A 20,201-nucleotide genomic window follows, 5' to 3' on the forward strand; every position below is an offset into this window, starting at 1 on the left:
TCATGGTTCATAGCTCATGGCTCATGATAACATCGCTTTTCAAGAGCGTTTCCCGCTTTCCACATTGGCTTGCATCTCTTTGCCTTTTTCATTTTTCGTTGTGACCGTTCCGGTCATGGGAGTTAATTCAGGTTCAAAGCCGCTCAGGAGGTGGAAGTGGCGGCGAGCATCGCAACTTGCTCTGCGATCTCTACGGCCAGCTTCCCCACTGTCCGGCTGAGCGCAGCAACAGCGGCGTCCGCACTGGTATCGGCCGCCTGCTCGCTGACCGTGGATGTGCGTGAAAATGCCAGTTGCCCGGTTTTGCCGTCAAAGATCTGCCAACGGGCAGCGAGCGTTGCCTGCCCGCTTTTGCTGACATCAAAGCGGGTAAAATCGACCTGGACACGGTAATCGAGCGGTGACGGCGTTGCCTGAGGAAAGGCATCGACGCGGTCGCCGGGCATAAGATTCGCAATATTTTGAAGCAAAACGGCCGGCAGCCCATTGGCAAGCGGTTCAGCCCATTGCCGAAAGTCCCGCAGACGAACAACATAGGGACTCTCACGGATAACGATCTCCGGCCGGTCGGTATAGCCTGCGATGCTGACCGGTCCGATTCCGATCGTCAGAGGGGAATGTGCCTGTATATTCACGCCTGGATCAACGACGCTTGTAAGCGTATAAAAACAGGTCTGCGGGCTTCTGCAGGCGGTCAAAGCGAGTGACAGCATCAACAGTGCAAGCAAGAGGCATCTCTTTCGGTTCATCATTTTTTGGAACCCTCCTTCCCTCGAATCAATGCCTCCGGATGACGCTGCAGCGTATCCGCCAAGGTCCTCACAGCTCGGCTGGTATCCGTCAGCTCCTTTATCATCTGAACCAGGCCGTAGCGCAGTTGGGAGTCCTCACCGACCATCCGGTCGGCGTCGGTCATCACCGTCTCTGCCTTGGCTAATGTTTTGCGGGCGGTATCCGACGTTGCTTTCAGACTATCGAGCAGGGGACCAACCTCTTTCAAGGAAGTCACCGCATCCTTTACCGATTTCGAATTGATCAGCCGGTCCGTTGACTGGATTGTATGGCGCAGATCGTTTATCAGTTCCTGCAGCGGGAGCGACTCGAGTTTAGCCAGGAAATTACTTGCCTGGGTGCTGAGTTCTTTGAATTCCGACGGTTCCGACGGGATAACCGGGATCTTTCCACTTGTATCAAGCTCCGCCGGGGCAGCCTTAGGAAAAAACTTGAGAGCGATCACCTGTTGTCCGGTCAGGAGATTGCCGGACTGCAACTGCGCTCGCAGGCCTTTGTGTACCCATTCCTTCATGTATTTCCAGTGCAAAGACTCCATTTCCGCTTCTGTCATGGAAAATGCGCCCGTAAAATTCAGCCGTTGCGGTTCCATTTCGACCGTCACCGGAACTTTTATCAGCCCGGTTTTTGGATCGATCATGATGCGAACGTCGCTAACCTGCCCGACCTTGATGCCGTAAAACAAAACCGGCGCCCCCACATCCAGCCCGGAAAGGGACTGGCCATTGAAATAGATCAGGAATGGCCGTCTGAGGTGAAAGCCGGCTTCTTCAGCCTGACTGAACGACTCGTAGAGTGGAAACCCCTTGCCTTCGGGACTCTGCTCGGTATGGCTGAACTCACGAGCGGTATCGAAGGCAATACCGCCGGTCAGCACGGATTGCAGCGACTCGGTACGGACGGTCACTCCACTCGAAGTAAGCGACATGTCGACGCCGCTGGCATTCCAGAAACGGCTCCGATCCCTGACAAGTTTATCGTGCGGCGCCGCGATAAAGGCAGTAAAGGTAACGCCGCGGCCGTCGTCATCGAGAGAATAGCCGAGGACCTGGCCGACCTGGATGCCACGATAATAAATGCCCGACCCCGCTGAAATCGATCCGACCTTGGAAGCATGAAGCTTATATCTGGATCCGGGAACATCCACGGTCAGCACAGGCGGCTCAGTGAGGCCGGTGAATTTCCTTGCTGCTTTACCCGGTCCCGGGCGCATGGCAATGTAGGTGCCGGAAACCAGAGTGCCGAGGCCTGAAACCCCCGATGCCGTCAATCGTGGCTCAACGATCCAGAAAGTGGTTCCCTCACGCAGTTGGTCGGCAATCTCCTTGCGCATTTCAGCGGTGACCACCACCCGGCTAAGATCTTTACTGAGGTCAACCGAATCGACAAGACCAAGGTCGACGTCACGATACTTGATCCTGGTCTTGCCAACCTCCAGGCCTGAGGCCGTTTCAAAAGCAATGGTAATGGTTGGGCCTTTCTCGGAGTAGGTTTTGTAGACGAGCCAAACCCCGATGAGAAAGGCGACCAGCGGAATGAGCCAGACGATCGACGGCAAGCGTCTTTTCTCGACAATAGCCGCTTGCGGCAAATCATCCTGTGAGACGGCAGGCTTCTCTTCAGTCACGATTGGCTCCAGCTGCGTCCCAGATCAGACGCGGATCGAAACTCATGGCAGCGAAGATTGTCAGTACGACGACGGAGGCAAAGGCCATCGCACCGACCCCGGGAACGATTGTAGCAATCGAGCCCATTTGTACGAGGGCTGCTGTGATTGCAAGAACGAAGATATCGACCATCGACCAGCGTCCTACGGCATCGATGATCCGGTAAAGACGCGTCCTGTCTGCCGGCCTCCAGCGCGATCTGCGGTGTATCGAGATGAGAAGGAAAATGAGGCCGACCAGTTTCAGCATGGGTACAGTAATGCTTGCAAAGAAGACCAGCACAGCCAGCGGCCACATCCCAGAGCTGATCAGTTCCTGGACACCGCCTAGAATGGTGTTGACGAAAGGCTTGCCGAAAGAGACCACCGTCATCACCGGATAAACATTGGCGGGAATGTAAAGAATCGCCGCAGCAATGACCAGTGCCCAGGTCCGGTTGAGGCTGTCCGGTTTACGCTGGTGAAGCGTTGCACCACACCGGGGACAGAAAGCCGATTCATCCTCTGTGTGGGGATCGACACGGCAAACCAGGTGACATACGTGACAGCTGAGCAGCCGCTTTCGCTCTCGGGGATCGGGCAATGGTTGCGGCCGCGAGCGTTCCAACCGCTCCCAAACTTCACGCGGTTCGTTGGCGGCATCGCCGGCCGCCATCGCCACGATCATGGCAACGAAGCAGAAAAGAGCAACACCGACCTTTATGGTCCCCAAATCTGCCAGCTTCACGCACGTTACCAGCACGCCAAGCAGAAAGACCTCCGCCATCGACCAGGGGCTGATCAGTTCCACAAGCCGGGCAGCCTGTTCAGCAAACGGGGCACGCCGGCCGAAATGGAGTGGAGCCAGTACGTACAGGTTGGTCAGGATCTTTGCCAAGGGTACGACAATCATGACCAGAAGAACCAACAGGCCGACTTCCCACATCCCCTGGCGATACACGGCCAATGCGCCGGAAATGAGTTTGCTGGTTTGCACACTCCCTTCGATGGACATGGAAAGGAACGGAAAGCTATTGGCAAGCAACAGCAGAATCAGCGCTGTGAGGTTGAATATGAATGCGTTGGCAATACTGCGTGTATTTCGTTTATAAAGCACGGCACCGCAGCGAGCGCACTTGACCGTTGTCTTATCCGGCGCATCGGGAACGACAAAAAGCTCATCGCATTCCTGGCAACGAATCAACGGTCTTTTGCCTGCATGAACAAGATTCATACGTGTTTGTATTCTCTCGATAGAGACGCTAAAATCCTAACTCGGAAGCAAGCCTGCCACCATTTTGAGCATACTCCCCCTCTCTTGCCTCGATAAAGAATCCATCGATCCCAACATCAATTGAAACCTCCAGCCGGCTTATTGCTTCATCATTATTTGAATTCCATCGGCTCCTGCGGTGAGTCCCAGTCCTTGCTGGCTTGTTGTCAGGTGCAAAACGACACCATTTCCGTTTTGGAGCCAGAGATGCCCTTCTCCCTGGTCGGTCGCAGAATAACCGACACTCGCCTGAACATATGTTCCTGGAAATTGCGACACATCCGTAAGGTTATACACATCGCCGTAAGCGCTTATATGAGAGGCTCCGATTCCTCCGACGCCAACCCCTCCCAGCTTAAAATCATAGGTATTTCCCTGGAACTGTAATTTTCCTCCACCCATCTGGCCGTTGAAAATATAGGCCAGTTCGTATTCGTTGATTTCCACCGTTCCCGAAGGCGTTTTCTCTTCGGCAACGGCCGCCGCGCTCAGTGCCATTGCCACGATCAGAACAAGGAAAAAAAAGATGTTGATCATTCTTTTGTTCCTCAAATGGCATGTAGAAGTCGTTCTTTTCATTTGAAGTCTCCTTTCAATTGGGTAGTGTTGAATAACTTGTTTTGTAATGAAAATATTTGGCGCCCATAGTGTGCGTGCCGCTGCCACGAACGCATATTCAGAAGTTACTCCGCATCGGCTCCCCTCGGAATAATCTGGGGGTCACACTCACCGCCTCCCTTATTGTGGAGGATTCACAATTACATAAGTTACCTGGTCCCCTTGATATACAGGCTGGTACCAGGTCGAGCCGGACTGATAGTAGGTAATACCGTTCACAACCATCATGCTTGGAGGGACCGCCAGCGCATTGAACGCAGAAGCCGTCAAGACGCTACCCACGGCCATACCGGTAACGGCCCCGGCTGCGTACGTGCCGCCGTAGCCATAGCCATAACCACCATAGTATCCAGGATGGTAGTCGTCCGCCCAGCTCTGTCGGCTTTGCTGAGCCTGCTGCCCATAGCTTTGCCAGGATTGCGCCTGTTGTTGCCCATAGCTTTGTCGGCTTTGCTGGGCTTGCTCTCCATAGCTTTGTCGGCTTTGTTGAGCCTGTTGTCCATAACTTTGCCAGGATTCACGACCGGATTCCCGGCTGGACTGGGCACTGGACTGCATTTGTTCTGCCGTGGACTGGCGGCCGGACTCCATGCTGGAGCGATCGGCCTGCCAATTCCCGCTGCTTGCGACTCCGCTACCTGAAAAACGGTCACCACCTCCCCAACCACCGCCTCTCGACTCGGCACCTCCCCAGCCGCCGCCACCGAATCCACCCTCTCCACCGAAATGCCCTCCACCGGCAAAACCACCCCGGGAAAATCCTCCACCGCCTCCACGAAAGGCTTCCCCTTGCGTGGCCACAAAAACGATCATCAGGAAGAGGCCACTCCAAGTTATAAGGTGTCCCAATATTTTAGTTTTCATGGTTATTTCCCTTCTTTCATTCCTGTTCCTACGGGCTGAATCATCCGTGGGGAAAACGCAATCTTCACCGCGCCCTTGGGCGGTGTAAAGACAAACAACGAATTGGGGGCCTTGGGTGAGAGATTCCAGTCACTGAACTGAGCCCAGTACTGCGGGCGGCCGTCTTCACGAGTGTAAGTAATCACGAGTCGGCACGGCAGGGGTTGATCACCCTGCGCAACCCACAACTGCAAGTCCGCCTTCTTCCCACGCAACGCTATGTGGTCGCAGGGAACGCCCGCAATCTGTGACTGCTCGACGTAGGCGGCTTCGCGCACGCCAGCCTCCAACATCTTGGGTAGATTGCTGTCCACCAGCTCGGCCAGGGGCAGCCGCATATCGAGATCATTGATGAAGTGGGCAATGGCCTCGTCCACCGTTCCGGGTTTGTCGGTTCTGGCATCCGTCGCATAGACGTTTGCCTTCAAGTTGAAGACGACAAGGTCCTTACCGTCGAACATCATTCCGCCCTTTACACCGTTGCGCTTCGTCTCGTCGATGCGAAGATGGTCAGGGCGGCGGAGCACTATGTTCCGTATTTCGCCGAACTCGATCTTCTGTCCGGAATCCTGAACCACATCGAACCCGGTATCCACAGTAACACTAAAGCTCTGGGCCTTGGACAGGAACTCAGCCATCCGCTTTGCGACAGCCATCGCCTGCTCCCCGCTCTTTTCCATATCAGCAGTGCCGCCTTCCTGAGCATGCAAGGGTGCACCAACCAACAACAGAGTTAGAACCCACGCAAACAACATCCCTAATTTTATTCTCTTCATTGTCCAACTCCTTCATACCGGCGTAAGCCGGTATCCAGAGAATTTGTCGTGAGACTGGATTCCGGCTAAAAGCATGCCGGAATGACATAATCAATAAGGCTCGAGAGTGTTAAATAACTTCTGATCAGATGCTTAGGTTTAACTATTAAGATATATATCGATACAAGGCTTTCAAGACCGCCGACTGAAATTCAAGCTGGCGTTCGATTAGGACACGTTCAGACACGATTCAATCGTTTCGGCATAACCTGCAATACGATAAATCCCCTGCCGGTCGTAAAATAGAATCGACCGCCAAAGCCGGGGGTGATGAGCGAGTTGACCATAAACGGTGGGCCGCACCTCGCCGAGAGCGGCCCGTGCGTTTAACAACCGAAGCTCCGCCGCGGTTTGCGCTGTGATGCGGCACTATTGCGGCCCGCTCTGCAGATGATGAATCGGACTGCCGTCAACCGCGATCGCTTCCGCATTTTCGAGCTTCTTGACGTCCTCCTCCGTAAGTTTTGGACGGTCCACCTTGATCGTCAGCTTATCGAGTTTTGCGGTCAGCGGGAACGGCGGCAGGTAGTCGGCGTCGTTCACCCCGGTCAGGGTGTCGGAACCGATGTCGAAGCTTTCATCCCATTGCAGGATCATCGGCAGCGTGTGCGGCAGGGTAATGGTTTGGACCGCCTTGCCGTCCACCTTGAGCGTGCCGGTGCCGGAACGGCCAAGACCGCTCATGTTGTTGTAAGCGAGCGTGCCGATGCCGAGGCCGTCGTATTTGAAATCGAACTCGAGGGTGTGCTTGCCGGCTGTGAGCGCCTCCGGTCCCTCCCACTTCACGCGCTTCAAGTCAATGAGATTCCACAGGAACACCGGCTTGCCCTTGAGCAGGTAGAAGCCGTAACCGGCAAACCGTCCGCCGGAGGTCAGGATCATGCCTTCCGCACCACCTTCAGGAACAGTGATGTCCGCCGTGATGGTATAGGAGGAATTAAGCAACATTGGGGAATCGCCCTGCGGCAGGCCGACCATCGGGCAGGTATAGACAAACTCGGTGCGACCGGCGGTGATGTTCGGGCGCGGAGCCACGATGCGAGCCGCGACCGAGGCGTCCAGCGGGAAGACCTGGTGCTTTTTCGCCTCCTCGATGAACATCTTCTTCATCTCCTCCACCTTCTCCGGATGCTTGTCGGCGAGGTTCTGAGACTGGCTGAAGTCTTTGTTCAGGTCGTAGAGCTCGAGCACCTGGTTGTTGAGCGGGTCGGGGTTGGCGGCGCCAAAGGCCTCCCACGGCGCGCGGTTCACCTGGGTGCTCAACAGCCAGCCGTCGTGATACAGGGCCCACTGGCCAAACATTTCGAAATATTGGGTCTTGTGCCGTGACGGTGCCTTGGCGTTCTTCTCGTCGAACGTGTAGGCGAAGCTCGTGCCTTCGATGGGCGCCTGCTTGATGCCGTCCACGTATTCGGGCGCGGGGATGCCGGTGAGCTCGAGGAGGGTAGGCATCACGTCGATGATGTGCATGAACTGCTCGCGCAGCCCCCCCTGATCCTTGATGTGGCCGGGCCAGGAGACCGCCATGCACTGACGGACCCCGCCGAGCTTCGAGGCATTCTGCTTGAACCAGGTGAACGGCGTGTCAAAGGCCCAGGACCAGCCGGCAGACATGTGGTTGTAGGTCTGTTCGGTTCCCCACACGTCGTACCACTTCATCTGAACATCCACCGGCATCTGGTTGACGCCGTTGAAGAAGGCCACTTCGTTGGGTGTGCCGAGCGGGCCCCCTTCGGCGCTCGTGCCGTTGTCGCCGTTGATGTAGATGATGAGCGTGTCGTCGAGCTTTCCCATGTCCTCCACGGCCTGAATGACCCGGCCGATTTCGTGGTCGGTGTAGGCTTCATAAGCGGCGAATATCTCGGCTTGCTTAATGAAAAGCTTCTTCTCCTCGGGCGTCAAATCGTCCCAGTTCTTGAGGACCTTCGTGGGCCAGGGCTCCAGCTGGGTGTCTTTAGGGATCACGCCGAGGCGCTTCTGGTTCTCGAAAATCCGCTCGCGCAGCTTGTTCCAGCCGTCGTCGAAGAGGTGCATGGCCTGAATCTTCTCGACCCATTCCTTGGTCGGGTGATGCGGCGCGTGCGTGGCACCGGGGACGTAATAGAGGAAGAACGGCTTGCTCGGATCGATCTGGTTGATCCGGTTCAAATAATCGATAGCGTCGTCGGCCATGCCGGTAATCAGGTTCCATTCCGGCTTGCCCTCAAAAGGGTAGATTTGCGTCGTGTTGCGGAAAAGGTTCGGCTGCCACTGGTTCGCATCGCCACCCACGAACCCGTAGAAATACTCGAAGCCCATGCCGGTCGGCCATTGGTCGAACGGACCGGCCTGACTGGCGGCAAAGGCGGGCGTATTGTGGTCCTTGCCGAACCACGAGGTGGCATAACCGTTTTCCTTGAGGATGCGGCCGATGGTGGCCTTATCCCTGGGGATGATGCTGTTGTAGCCCGGGAAGCCTGTGGATTGCTCGGAGATCACGCCAAAGCCGGCCGAATGATGATTGCGGCCGGTGATGAGCGCCGCGCGTGTCGGCGAGCAGAGGGCCGTAGAGTGGATGTTGTTGTAGCGCAGCCCTGTCTTTGCAATGCGATCCATCGTCGGGGTCGGGATGACGCCACCGAAGGTGCTCGGCACGCCGAAGCCCGAGTCGTCGGTCATGATGAGCAGGATGTTGGGCGCCTTCTTGGGAGGCACAATGCGCGGCGCCCACCAGGCTTTGGACTTGAGGGCGTCCTCCTCGATCACACCTCCGAACTTCGGGTCGGGCGCCGGGAGCTGCTTTCCATCGATGGTGGTGGTGGCGCTGGGCGAGCCCAGCTCGCCGGTCACCTGCTGGGCCATGACCGGCATGCTTGCCAGTAAAGCAGCAACAATGAACACCATGGTGAAGTCAACCACAGCGATCACTACTCTCAAGGTTTCTTTTCTTGATTTCATGCTCTTCTCCTTTCCTATCCTATGGTTCATTCTCCTGCTTCAGCGAATTCAGCCGCACCGCAATGGAATACTTGTAGATGTCCGGAATCCCCTTGGTCTCCAATGCCCTTTTGTAGATCCTCTCTGCTTCTTCCTTCTTCCCCTGCTTTTCATAGATGCTGCCAAGAAGGAGATAGGAATCTGAGTGAACGGGAATCCTGTCTACAAGGTCCTCCAACACCATGGCTGCGCTCCCGCTGTCTCCTTTCTGCTCCTGATAAAATGCCAGGGTATAAGCGTACCTGGGCTCGCCGGGCCTGAGCTCCGTTGCCTGCCGGCAGAAACCGATCGCCTCATCGATACGGTCCCTGGAGAGAATCACGCAGAGGTTGTACGCCGCCTGGGCCATCTGGGGATCGGCTTTGAGTGCCGCTTTGAGATGCCTCTCCGCCCCCTGCGTGTCGTTCTCTTCGGCCTTGAGCAACCCCATGTTGAAGTTTGCCTCAGCATTGTCGGGCGCCATCTTCAATGCCTTCCGAAGCATGTCGCCTGCCTTCCGGTTCTCGCCCAGGCGGGCATACGCCATGGATTCGTTGACCATGGCCCGCAGCGCATGCGGCTCCAACTTCAGGGCCGTGTCATACGAGGCAAGGGCCGACTTGATGTCACCGCGATCCATGTAGTAGTTGCCCATATTGTAATGGGAGCTCCACTGGTCTGGGCGGGAGAGGATCGAGGAGAGGTACTCCCTGGTTGCTGATTCGACAGTTTTCTTTTGAGCATCATCCAGGGGAATGTTTTGATATCCTGCAAGAGACGCGGCAGCCCGAACACGAACGAGGCGATAGTCATCCCCGGTCGCATCTACAAGGGCTTGCACGGTTTCTTTCGTGGGTACATTTTGCAGGGCGGCGGCAGCTGCAGAGCGCACAAGGGGCGAAGGGTCCTCAATGGCCTCGATCAGCACCGGAACGACCCGAGGGTCCCCGGAAGCCGGGATGATACGGATGAGCGATGTCGCAAAAACCTCGTCACGGTCCTTGCTCATCACGTAGCTCAGCATCTCCGGAAGCTTGCTCCAGTCCCGCCTGCGCCCGGCGTCAACGAGAGATGCCCGTGCGAGCAGCGGCGCCTGATAGTCCCGCGGGCGCCATTCACGGACGACCCTGTCGGCCCAGGCGGCATCCTTATCGGTATGGCAGATGTTGCAGGCATTCGGCGACTTGAAGGCAAGTGTCGCCGCGGGTGTGGGCGGCAGCATCGAGTGGTCGGTCCGGTTCATTCGAGCAAAGGAGGTCATGGGCATGTGGCAGGAGATGCACTTGTTTCCCGCACTCCCCTCCTTGTGATGCGTATGAACCGGTGCATCCTTCACGTTTTTCTCGTGACAGGGCATGCAGGCCTCGTTTGCCTTCTCGTCGGCTTTAAACCGGTAGCGGCCGCTCGAAGTATGGCAGATTACACAATGGAGTGTCCCGGCCTTGCCACATGGACTCATCATCCATGAGGTGTACGTGTAGTTCTCTCCCAGGTCTCGACCGTCGGGGTAAAAGTCGGGGTCCTCCAGCGTCGCGAGATCGAAATGGTCGAAGAATCGATCACCCGGCTCAAAGTTTTCCGCGATTACGGACATCTTTGCATGACATATGGAGCATGCAGCGTTTTTTTGCTCAGGTGTGAAATTCTTCCAACTGATGATCTTGGGATCCTGGAGCTTCCGTCCCTCGGGGGTCTCCCGGAAAACCCGGTTGTGCTCTACCGAGGGGCCGTGGCAAGACTCACAATTGATGCCCGGTTCCGCCCAGGTAGTCTTGTACCTGTCGGTCTTGAGATCATAGTTCGTCAAGAGCTGACTCACATGGCAGGAGTAACACGCGGTGTTGAAGGTGTAGGGCGATTCCTTCCAGTGAACCGGCCGATCCGTCTCCCCTGCCGGGAAGTGGCGTATTCCACTGGCAGCCGTATCGAACCATTCCCTCTTGTTCAGATCATAGGCAACCGGCAGGGTCTGGAGTCTCCCCTTAGGGAAAGGCGTCAGGAAGTAACAAACATTCTTTCCGCCGAGGACATGTTCGATCGGATACTTCTTTTTCCCCTTTGGAGCCGTTTCAATGACCACACCGCCTTTGAGATCGGCCTGATACTTAAATTCCCCGATCACCACTGCATTCTGCTGCTGAGTAAGCCGGGCTTTGGCAAATTCAGGCGTATAGGGCTGCATGGCGAGGCCATGCAACGACGTAGACCAGAGCTGATAAAATCTCTCATGACATCCCCGACAGCTCACCGAACCGGCAAAACCGGAGGCAGGCGGGCGTGTGTTCTGTTTCTTTTCAGCCGCCACCACTGCTGAACCCATAAGAATCATGGCGAGAAGAACCATCATGGGCGATTTCAATGTTTTCATTAAAGCCACCTTTCCTTGAGGGTTTGAGCAGCGCTTCTATCTTCTTCAAGGAGCAGTCGATCGGGTAAGGGACACGGTCTAAGAACCTATCCAGAAACCACCTGTGGACTTTGCGACACCCCCCTTGGTCCCCCCTCGAGGGGGGGAATGAAAGGGGGGTGTCCGCTGCCGAGGTAGGTTTTCGGATAGGCTCTAAGTACGGCTAAGCTCCGGCTCAAAATCTATAAACCAGGTTCAAATTGACGACATTGATGTTGTTGGGATCGTAGTCCCCTTGCAGCGTTCCGCGCACGGCCGGGAGACCCAACTGTGCGAGGTTGGCGGAGCCGAGGTCTATGTATTCATAGGCAAGGCCCAGCGTCAGGTTTTTATTCCAATCGTACTGGATCCCTGCAGCGTAGCGAATGTTGCGATCGAGAGGAAGAGACGCCGAGCGATTGGCATCACTCAGCGGAGAGGTATCATAGGCAAAACCAAGAGAAAGAAGCCAGGGTTGCGCGATTCGATACTGCCCCCCCAGAGCAAAATGATAAGTATCCTGCATTTTCAGGTTCGCCGTCAGGCTTCCTGGATTGACGGGATCAACAGTCAAAGAGATATCCACATCGCCGAACTCGCTCCAGTCCTGCCAGCCAAAATTCGCCACAAACGCCAGCTTATCATTGACCTGTTGATAAAGGCTCATCATGATCCATTGAGGAATGGTAAAGTCCAGTTCCAGCTCACTGCCGATAAGACTTCTTTGGGTCAATAGCCGGGTCAAAATCGGCCCCGTATTCTCAAAGGACGGAGTGTCCGTGAAGGTAAGATCTACCGGCGAATAGTACGTCACACCCAAGCGGGTACTTCGGGTCGGTTCGAAGAGCACCCCAACCCCGCCACCGAAGCCGAAATCTTCGTCCTTGTATTGAAGCTTTCCGTCCGAAAGGCTATCCTGAAGGTTATTGATGCCCACGTCATTGCTCAGATATCCATACACCACGTTGAACATGGCTCCGACGGAAAACCAATCGTTGACTCGATATGCCGCGGATGGAGAAAGTGCAGCGGTTAGGAAAGTCGATTTTTCGACTCGATACCGTCCTACCCAGGTATCGCCGTAATCAATTGCGGCTCCGAAGTAGGAAAGCGAGCCGATGCCCAGTTTGAAGCAATCAGAAAGGCTGTGAACGTAGTAACCACCCAGTGAAGGCAAAACCCCGCCTGCATTGCCTCCTTCACCGCCGCCGCCGGCTAACCTCGTATAAGGACCGGAATTAAATTCTGACGTAATAATCATCGGTTGCGCTCCCACGAGCAGTTGTGAACGGTCCAAACGGGTCATTCCGGCCGGATTGGTAAAGGAGGTGGACGCATCGTCCGCAAGTGCAGCCCAGCCTGCCGAAGCCGTACCGGTAGTGGGGGAATCGTTCTCATAGACAATCAGCCCACCCGCCCAGGCCATTCCTGACACGAACTTCAAAAATATTCCCAGAGCAAAGGTGCAGAACAAAAGCGATTTCATAAATTCCCTCCTCTTTTGCTTTCTCCCAATGGCCCCTCCAACCGGTCAGGAACAATAAGGGGCTGTAAAAAATTAACCCTCAACAGGAAGTTATTCTTTTACAGCTCCTAAGATGAACGACAGGATGGCTGTCACCAAACAAGCCGAAGCCGTTCTATACTTGCCGGTATGCAACCTTATCTTTTGATTCTCCTTGTCCTTGGGGTTTGGCTGGTGGTGAACCGATTCTCGGTTGTGGCTTTACCGTCATCTCCTGCATCATCTGAAAAAGATTTCTGTAGAGCAGACAATAAGGATCTTTGCGAAATATGTCGCCGTGGACCGTGTACGCCCGCACCGGGCAGCCTCCGTGGCAAATGCTCAGATAGTCGCACTCCAGGCAATCCTCTCTCTGGATCAACAGGCCGGGTCGCAACTGGAGGCTTCGGCGGGCAGGGCTGTTCTTCAACAGATCGGACAGGCCGACATCGTCAAAGATATTGCCGAACCGAAATTCCGGGTAACTCGTCACCCAGCAGTCGCATTGAGCGACGTGTCCTCTCGGGTCGATGCAGACGAACTCGTTGACGCAGTTTTCCCGCCAGATGCAGACGAAGTCCTTGTTCCCGCGGAGGAAATAATCCATCAGCTTACTGAAAGGACCGATCCTCACACCCTTCTGAAAGCCCCGTTCAAACCAGATGGTTGCAAGATCCACAAAAAACCGGGTCAGCCGATGGTGGTCCAGGGGAAAGCCTTTCTTCACATCGTTAAGAGACCCTCCTGGAAAGGGCGTATTGATCTGAAGATCACGGATTCCCAGATCATCGACGAAATGGGAATAAAAGCGCTCCGCGCCCAGCTCGAGAGTCTGTTCATTGGGGATCGATATGACTCCGACTTCGATGCCGGCATCGACGGCCTCCCGCATGTTCCGGGTCCAAACCCTCTCGTATTCCCTGGCGCCACCATTTTTGAGTTTTCTATGGAGATTGGGAAAGTCCATGGAAGAGCCCACACTGTTTCCGAACATTTCCGAGAGCACCCTATTCCATTTCTTGCCGTATGCGATCATGTTGGACTGGAGGAAATGGCCAACCCCCTTGTTTCTCCCATCGGCAATTCTCTGAATGATTTCGTTAGCCGCTTCAAACCATTCGGGAGGCAGGGTCATGACCTCTCCTCCCTGCCAGTAAATGGACAGGAATTCGATATGGTTCCGACTCAAGTAATCCATGACCTTGTGTGCCACTTCCGAAAGCTGATCCAGGCCGAGGCGATGGTTGGTCTTGGTCTCGAAGCAGTAATCGCATTCGGCGTTGCAGTTCAAAGTAGGAAGGAGGATGAGAGAAAAATGGTCGCCTGTCATGACCGTTACTTTCCGCCCATGGAGTGAAATGCCGCAAGATCCCCTCGCAGCTCCTCTGCCGCGTCCTTGATGGTCTCAAAGAGGGCCTTCACGCCGTCACATCGATATTCCCGGCTGGGCCATTTGAAATAGCAGGAACAATTCCCAAGGAACTCGCAACTGCTGCACTCGCGTTCTTCAGCAATGAGCTCGTCTCTGAATCGCGTCACAAACGAGGTGACTTCACCTTTCAAATCGCCCTCCGCGAATCGTTTGGAAAGAGTCTCCTTTCCCTCATCCGTGATGTAACGATTATGAGAAGGGTCTTCTTCCTGTATGGCCCAAAGGGTCACAGGGTCTCCCCGATAGAAAGCCAGGAACAGGCTGTGGAAATATTCAATGGGTTGAGAAACCGTGGCATGACGCAGATACCAGTGCGCTGCCCGTGACAGCTCTTCAAAGAGGAACGGATCGGGTTGGAATACTTGCAACTTAACCGCAAAGTTCAATGAAACCGCAAGCTTCACCACTTTGCTGAACCCGGGAGCGACGGGGACACTCACGCGGACCGGGTGCCTGGCCAGGAGCGGCGAGCACTGATAAAGCAGGGGGAGATCCCTTTCCGGATCTTGAACCACCAGATCTACGGGAATATTCTGTCCCCATAGCGTCAATCGCTCAAGATCAGGGTGAATGGAAAGCACCTGGACATACGAAACCCTTGCCAGATCTTCCATGGAAAGCCCTTCCACGATCTCTGCAGGGTCCCGGGAGCGGACGATCAGGCTTCGACCGGCGTATGTCTCAACCATTGAGACAGGAATGTTGTAGACAACAGAATCCGTCATGGTCGTTCATCCTGGAAGATGCTTCTTCTCACGTTAAAACCGATTGACCCAGGCACCCCCGCGATTGGCCCAGGCGCCACCTCGATTGACCCAGGCCCCCCCACCATTCGCCCAGGCGCCGCCCCCTACGACTCGATTCGCCCAGGCGCCACCGGGCGTGACCACAGCACCTCCGCCACCTACACGGTTCGCCCAGCCGCCACCCCCGACACGGTTGGCCCAGGCTCCGGCGCTCGCCTCCCGCTCCGCCCCCAACAGTGCGTCTCCCAAAAGAACGCTTCCAATGACGACCATCGACCACTTCCCGAGCCCGAGCAGAAACCCCCTTCGATCCATCAACTCTTCTTCTCTTTTGCCGTTTTCCTCACTCTGCGGCCCTTTGAAATCCTTATCCATACCCAGCCTCCATTTCTCCATCGAATGAACCCAGCCAAGAAGGCGGCAAAAAAGTAGTCTCCGGCTCCTCCGACAACAACCGGACGCATTGTCTTTAGATGCCGCATTCGCATCAGTATTATTTGGGTTGCTCGGCACCTTGCTGCTGCTCAGCACCCAGTCTGGAAAAGTGCATACTCACAATTCGCCATTTGCCCTTGATCCTTTCGAGAGCACCGGACATGTTGAACGCACGCTCCCTTTTTTCGTTCTTCACCATGCCCTCCATGTTGATCGTAGCGGCAAACCAGGCAAAATTGCCCCTGGAGGCGGCATGAATCCAATCGTATTTAAAATTCAAGGTATTTGCGTCGAACCTGTTGAAAAACTGATTGTAGGCTCCCCCGATGGCTTCTTCTCCCACGTAAATCTCTCCCGGGCCGGTGCCCATAAGCACGACGTTCGGGCCGGGTGCGTAGGTTTCCATCACTCCCTTGAGATCCTGGGCATTGAACGCCTTGTTGTGCTCCATCACCAGGGCCTTGACATCGGCATTGGCATTTGTGTCCGGCTTTCGCGCAAAGCAGGGCGAAACCATGGCAAAGGAGACCAGCACTATAAAAAGCAAACCTTTTTCAAGACCATAATCTTTCCTCTCTTTTCGTGTGGGTGATGAGCGAAAATCGAAATCCGGTTTCCCGGTCATAGGGAACTTTCATGGAGTCCCCTACTCACTTCATTACCGGCAGCCCATTTCGTCTTCCAGGGAGTAATACAAGACATGGGGTTTTGCTTGTCATCAATGTCTCCCCAATCGTTGTCGCCAAAGATTGCGGAAGGAGGCCCTTCGGCTCGCTCACAGCCCGGACGGAAGAAAAGATGCACGCATGCCAACTGCTCGAAGAGCTTTTCTCACCAGGAGTCGAAACATGATCGTCAGAAAGCGTTCTGTGTAAGTAAGATGGATTGACGCGCCAAACGAGAACGAAGTCGGGAAGGCCAACGAGTCAAAACGGCCGAAATCAGGACGGGCAACTCTGATTTTTGAGTTCTTGCTTCAAGTTTAATGAATTACAAGTTAAAAAAACATTGCATGAATTTAAATGTTACATAGGGTATGTAACAGTTACAATGGGTGACAGGATTGAACCTGCGCCTGCTGGTGACATCGTGTAAAACATGTCGGTTTGACGTCTCTCCACCACAAGGATTTCCCAATGAGTGCAGAGCAGTCAGGCTCCCCCCCAACTGCCCTGGGCAGTGACAGGGAGTTCCCCGAGGAGATCATTAGAGGTCAGCTCGCAACGGTGCTTGCAAGCCCGGAGTTTGCCCGGAGGCCTGTGCTGCGAAGCTTTCTCTCCTTTGTGGTGGAAAAAGTCCTGGCTGGGCAAAGCCATGAAATCAAGGGTTATACGGTGGCCACCGAGGTGTTCGGCAGGAACGAGAACTTTGACGGCCAGAAAGATTCTGTTGTTCGCATCCAGGCCGGGCGACTTCGCCGGGCGCTGGAACGCTATTACCTGTCCTATGGCGTGCAAGATCCGGTGAAAATCGAAATACCCAAGGGAAGTTATGAGCCGAGGTTCCATAGGTTTTCCACTCCGGAATCCGGCAAGGGAGGATCCCGGCCGGAACGGGGAGGTCCTGCGTTCACCCTATCCCATGGACCATCAGTGGCCGTCATGCCTTTGGTCAACCTGACAGGGGACCCGGGACAGGAATACTTCACCGACGGTTTGAGCGAAGAGTTTACCCGTGAGCTTGCACGGTTTCAGAACCTCCGCGTCGTAGCCAGTCACTCCACCCTTCAAATGAAGGGAGTGAAGGCTTGCGCCAGGGAGATGGGGCAGAGGTTGGGGGCTCGGTTTCTTGTGGAGGGAAGTGTGCGCAAGGAAGCCGATCAGGTAAAAATCTCTGTTGGATTGATCGACACGACGACCGGATTGCAAATCTGGGGGGAACAATATCGCCGTGAGCTTAGAGCTGAAAGCCTCATCACCTTGCAGGAAGATATCGGCAGGAGGGTGGCGAGTAAGGTTGGGGACCTGTTTGGAATCATCTCCACACAACTGTCCAAGGAATCCCAAAAAAAACCACCAGGGACGTTGACCGCTTACGACGCATTGCTCAGGTACCACCATTATCAAACATCACTGTCTGCGGAGGCTTTCGCAAGAGCATTCAAGGCACTGGAGGATGCTGCTGTCGAAGAGCCGGAGAGTGGACTTGCCTGGTCCCTTCTCGCGAACCTCTACGCCAACAACTATGCCCTGGGACACTCTCAGATGAAGACAACCCTTGAGACGGCCATGGCCATGGCTCGTAAAGGAGCCTCTCTGGACCCCGGGAACCAGTTGGTCCGCGCTATTCTTGCCTTTGTCCTGTTTTTACAGAACGACAAAGACAATTTTTTCCGGGAGGCTGAGGAATGTGTTGCCCTCAATCCCAACAATCCAGCCATCATCGGTTTTATCGGGTGGGCAACGGCACTGTATGGTGACTGGGAACACGGTCTTGCTCTGCTGGAAAAAGGGATTGAGCTGAATCCCCATTTTCCGGGCTGGTATCACCTTGCACCCTATTTCGACTGCTATCGACAAGGAAGGTACCCGGAAGCCTTTCGAGAGGCTCGACAATTCAACATGGCCCAGCTCTTCTGGGACCCGCTGCTGCAGGCCGCCGCCCTGGGTCAAATGGGAAGGGAGTCGGAGGCTGGATCGGAAATTGACAGGCTGCTCGTGTTGCGGCCGGACTTCCCCACTTGTGGGTCCCGCCTGATCGGCTTTTATGTCAAGCCCCCTTCCCTGATCGAAGCCACTCTCGATGGTCTGCGAAAAGCGGGGCTCAAGACGTGAGCCATCCCGAGTGGAGCGTAGGCTGGGAGCCATGGTAGTGAGAAGAAATCGCGAAAGCCAAGCGGATTCCAATAGGCCGTTATTCACCACGGAGACATGGAGAAGATTGCAGAGGCGACAGGCTCAAAGCAAATAAGGAGCATGACCAACCATGCCCCTTATGACCCTGTCGAATCATTCATTCAATATATTTACCATCACCCGGCAGATCTTGAGGATCAGTAGGCCCGACGACTTCCACCTCTGTCGCCGCCCCTGCCGCCTTTACCTCCCCCACCGCCATATCCGCCGCCGCGATGACCGCCTCCTGGTCCTCCACCGCTGCGGCCGCCGCCACCGTAGCCACCACGCTGCCCACCACCGTAGCCGCCGCGAGGACCGCCTCCCGGTCTTCCGCCACCACCTTCACGCGGCTTGGCTTCGTTGACCGTGAGCGCAAAGCCATCCAATTCTTTGCCATTGAGTCCGCCGATAGCGGCCAGAGCCTCTTCACGGTTCGGCATTTCTACAAAGCCAAATCCACGGGATTTCCCGGTGTATCTGTCTGTAACGATCTTGGCCGAACTCACTTCGCCAAACGATTCAAAAAACTTCTGCAATCCCTCTTCTGTGGTCTTAAAAGACAAATTCCCTACGTAAATATTCATAAAAATCCTTCTCTTTCAGAAAGAAATGCCGGTAACTGATCCCGATAAATTTGCCCGCCCTGCATGTCGGCAGGAGCATTCACCGAAAATAGCCACTCTGAGGCATTGCCAAGTTTTGGGTGAAAGTGAAATCGGCGCAGTGACACTTTCCCTCAAAGGTCCATAGACATGGTGGAGATGAGACATGTGAACAAGATAATCGCCGTAATATCTTTGGAATATATTAACCTGTAAAGTCCAAGCAAATCAAGCAACAAGAGGCGACATTGAGGAAAGATTTGAAATAGCGTCGACTTGATCCTGAAATTCCAAGAGTTCCCAAGGAGAAAAAACGAATTGCCCGCCTTGTCGGAACTATCTATTGCCCCTGGGAGAAGGATATTCTAGACTGAATCGCGCTTTTATTTTCCGCCCCCAACCATCGGCACTTTGCGATTCAAGTAACCCCCATGACCGGAACGGTCACAACGAAAAATGAAAAAGGCAAAGAGATGCAAGCCAATATGGAAAGCGGGAAATGCTCTTGAAAAGCGATGTTATCATGAGCCATGAGCTATGAACCATGAGCTTTTTTTATATATAAGGATACCCATGAAGATCGGCCAGACCCCAAGCAAAAGAAAAGTTTTCATTCTCGAAAACACACAGCTCACACCGCCGCATCTCTGCCCCGAGATCCAACTGCACCTGATCACAGATTCCTGCCCCCTCTGGCACGCAACGGAACCCGATATTGAAAGGCTTGGAATCGGGGATCCCTACTGGGGGTTTTGCTGGGCCGGAGGACAGGCCCTGGCGCGATATCTTCTGGACCATCCGGAAGAGGTTGCAGGAAAACGCGTGATTGACTTCGGAGCCGGCTGTGGCGTAGAGGCTGTTGCTGCCATGATGTCCGGCGCCGCTTTTCTGCTTGCTTCAGATATCGATCCATTGGCAGTGGAAGCGACCCGACTGAACGCCCTTGTCAATGGTGTTTCCATGGAGACCACAACGCGGGACCTTGTGGGAGACCCTCTGACGGGCTTCGATGTCCTTCTTGCGGGCGATATGTTCTATGATCCCGCTTTTAGCCGCTCAGTTCTCTCGTGGTTCGCGGCACTGACGGCACGTGGCATGAAAATCCTCTTGGGAGACCCTTCGCGGGGCAATATCAAGGATACCCCCGTCGAACCTCTCGCATCTTACCAGGCCCCTTCAGATGTCGACCTTGTTGGGAAATACCTTCAGAAAACAACAGTGTATGCAATAGCACCCAGGATCAGCCGCTGAAAAATTT

The 20,201-nt window shown here is 54.8% G+C and carries 16 protein-coding genes; 2 read left to right on the forward strand and 14 right to left on the reverse strand.

The annotated features are described in order from the left end of the window. Positions 1-143: 143 nt before the first annotated feature. From QMG16_RS11365 to QMG16_RS11425, 13 genes are all read right to left on the reverse strand, one after another. Positions 144-752, reverse strand: coding sequence for a PqiC family protein (locus QMG16_RS11365; RefSeq protein ID WP_281794296.1), 609 nt, complete (start codon positions 750-752; stop codon positions 144-146). Then, positions 749-2,419: a PqiB family protein gene (locus QMG16_RS11370; RefSeq protein ID WP_281794298.1), complete on the reverse strand. Its 1,671-nt coding sequence runs from the start codon at positions 2,417-2,419 to the stop codon at positions 749-751. Before QMG16_RS11370 ends, QMG16_RS11365 begins: the two co-directional genes overlap by 4 nt. Then, on the reverse strand, positions 2,412-3,671 hold the full coding sequence (locus tag QMG16_RS11375; protein WP_281794300.1) for a paraquat-inducible protein A: 1,260 nt from the start codon (positions 3,669-3,671) through the stop codon (positions 2,412-2,414). Before QMG16_RS11375 ends, QMG16_RS11370 begins: the two co-directional genes overlap by 8 nt. Positions 3,672-3,809: 138 nt before the next feature. Then, the gene (locus QMG16_RS11380; protein WP_281794301.1) at positions 3,810-4,247 is read right to left on the reverse strand and encodes a hypothetical protein; all 438 of its coding nucleotides are present in this window, start codon (positions 4,245-4,247) and stop codon (positions 3,810-3,812) included. Positions 4,248-4,448: 201 nt separating this feature from the next. Then, on the reverse strand, positions 4,449-5,192 hold the full coding sequence (locus QMG16_RS11385; protein WP_281794303.1) for a hypothetical protein: 744 nt from the start codon (positions 5,190-5,192) through the stop codon (positions 4,449-4,451). Between the two features lie 2 nt (positions 5,193-5,194). Further along, positions 5,195-6,007, reverse strand: a complete 813-nt coding sequence (locus tag QMG16_RS11390; protein ID WP_281794305.1) for a DUF2092 domain-containing protein — start codon at positions 6,005-6,007, stop codon at positions 5,195-5,197. 408 nt (positions 6,008-6,415) lie between these two features. Next, positions 6,416-8,929 carry an arylsulfatase gene (locus tag QMG16_RS11395; protein WP_373878737.1) on the reverse strand — a complete coding sequence of 838 codons (2,514 nt, stop codon included), beginning with the start codon at positions 8,927-8,929 and terminating at the stop codon, positions 6,416-6,418. Between the two features lie 73 nt (positions 8,930-9,002). After that, a complete protein-coding gene (locus tag QMG16_RS11400) occupies positions 9,003-11,369 on the reverse strand; it encodes a tetratricopeptide repeat protein (protein ID WP_281794309.1) in 2,367 nt (788 codons plus the stop codon). 214 nt (positions 11,370-11,583) lie between these two features. Then, positions 11,584-12,873, reverse strand: coding sequence for an OmpP1/FadL family transporter (locus tag QMG16_RS11405; RefSeq protein WP_281794310.1), 1,290 nt, complete (start codon positions 12,871-12,873; stop codon positions 11,584-11,586). Between the two features lie 154 nt (positions 12,874-13,027). Next, the gene (locus tag QMG16_RS11410; RefSeq protein WP_281794312.1) at positions 13,028-14,221 is read right to left on the reverse strand and encodes a radical SAM/SPASM domain-containing protein; all 1,194 of its coding nucleotides are present in this window, start codon (positions 14,219-14,221) and stop codon (positions 13,028-13,030) included. Positions 14,222-14,226: 5 nt separating this feature from the next. Further along, complete coding sequence (locus QMG16_RS11415) at positions 14,227-15,048, reverse strand: hypothetical protein (protein WP_281794313.1); 822 nt, start codon at positions 15,046-15,048, stop codon at positions 14,227-14,229. Between the two features lie 33 nt (positions 15,049-15,081). Continuing rightward, positions 15,082-15,444 (reverse strand): hypothetical protein, encoded by a 363-nt coding sequence (locus QMG16_RS11420; RefSeq protein ID WP_281794314.1) that lies wholly within the window; start codon positions 15,442-15,444, stop codon positions 15,082-15,084. A gap of 118 nt (positions 15,445-15,562) precedes the next feature. After that, positions 15,563-16,129 (reverse strand): YybH family protein, encoded by a 567-nt coding sequence (locus QMG16_RS11425; RefSeq protein ID WP_281794316.1) that lies wholly within the window; start codon positions 16,127-16,129, stop codon positions 15,563-15,565. A 511-nt stretch (positions 16,130-16,640) separates the two neighbouring features. Between QMG16_RS11425 and QMG16_RS11430 the strand changes: the two genes are divergently transcribed. Next, on the forward strand, positions 16,641-18,278 hold the full coding sequence (locus QMG16_RS11430; RefSeq protein WP_281794317.1) for a hypothetical protein: 1,638 nt from the start codon (positions 16,641-16,643) through the stop codon (positions 18,276-18,278). Between the two features lie 218 nt (positions 18,279-18,496). Here QMG16_RS11430 and rbp read toward each other — a convergent pair whose 3' ends face one another. Continuing rightward, positions 18,497-18,925: an RNA-binding regulator gene (gene rbp / locus QMG16_RS11435; RefSeq protein WP_281794319.1), complete on the reverse strand. Its 429-nt coding sequence runs from the start codon at positions 18,923-18,925 to the stop codon at positions 18,497-18,499. A gap of 591 nt (positions 18,926-19,516) precedes the next feature. On the opposite strand from rbp, the gene QMG16_RS11440 reads away from it, so the two are divergent. Then, positions 19,517-20,194 carry a class I SAM-dependent methyltransferase gene (locus QMG16_RS11440; protein WP_281794321.1) on the forward strand — a complete coding sequence of 226 codons (678 nt, stop codon included), beginning with the start codon at positions 19,517-19,519 and terminating at the stop codon, positions 20,192-20,194. Positions 20,195-20,201: the final 7 nt, after the last annotated feature.

The organism is Desulforhabdus amnigena (assembly GCF_027925305.1).
In the GTDB taxonomy this organism is placed as follows: Bacteria; Desulfobacterota; Syntrophobacteria; order Syntrophobacterales; family Syntrophobacteraceae; genus Desulforhabdus; species Desulforhabdus amnigena.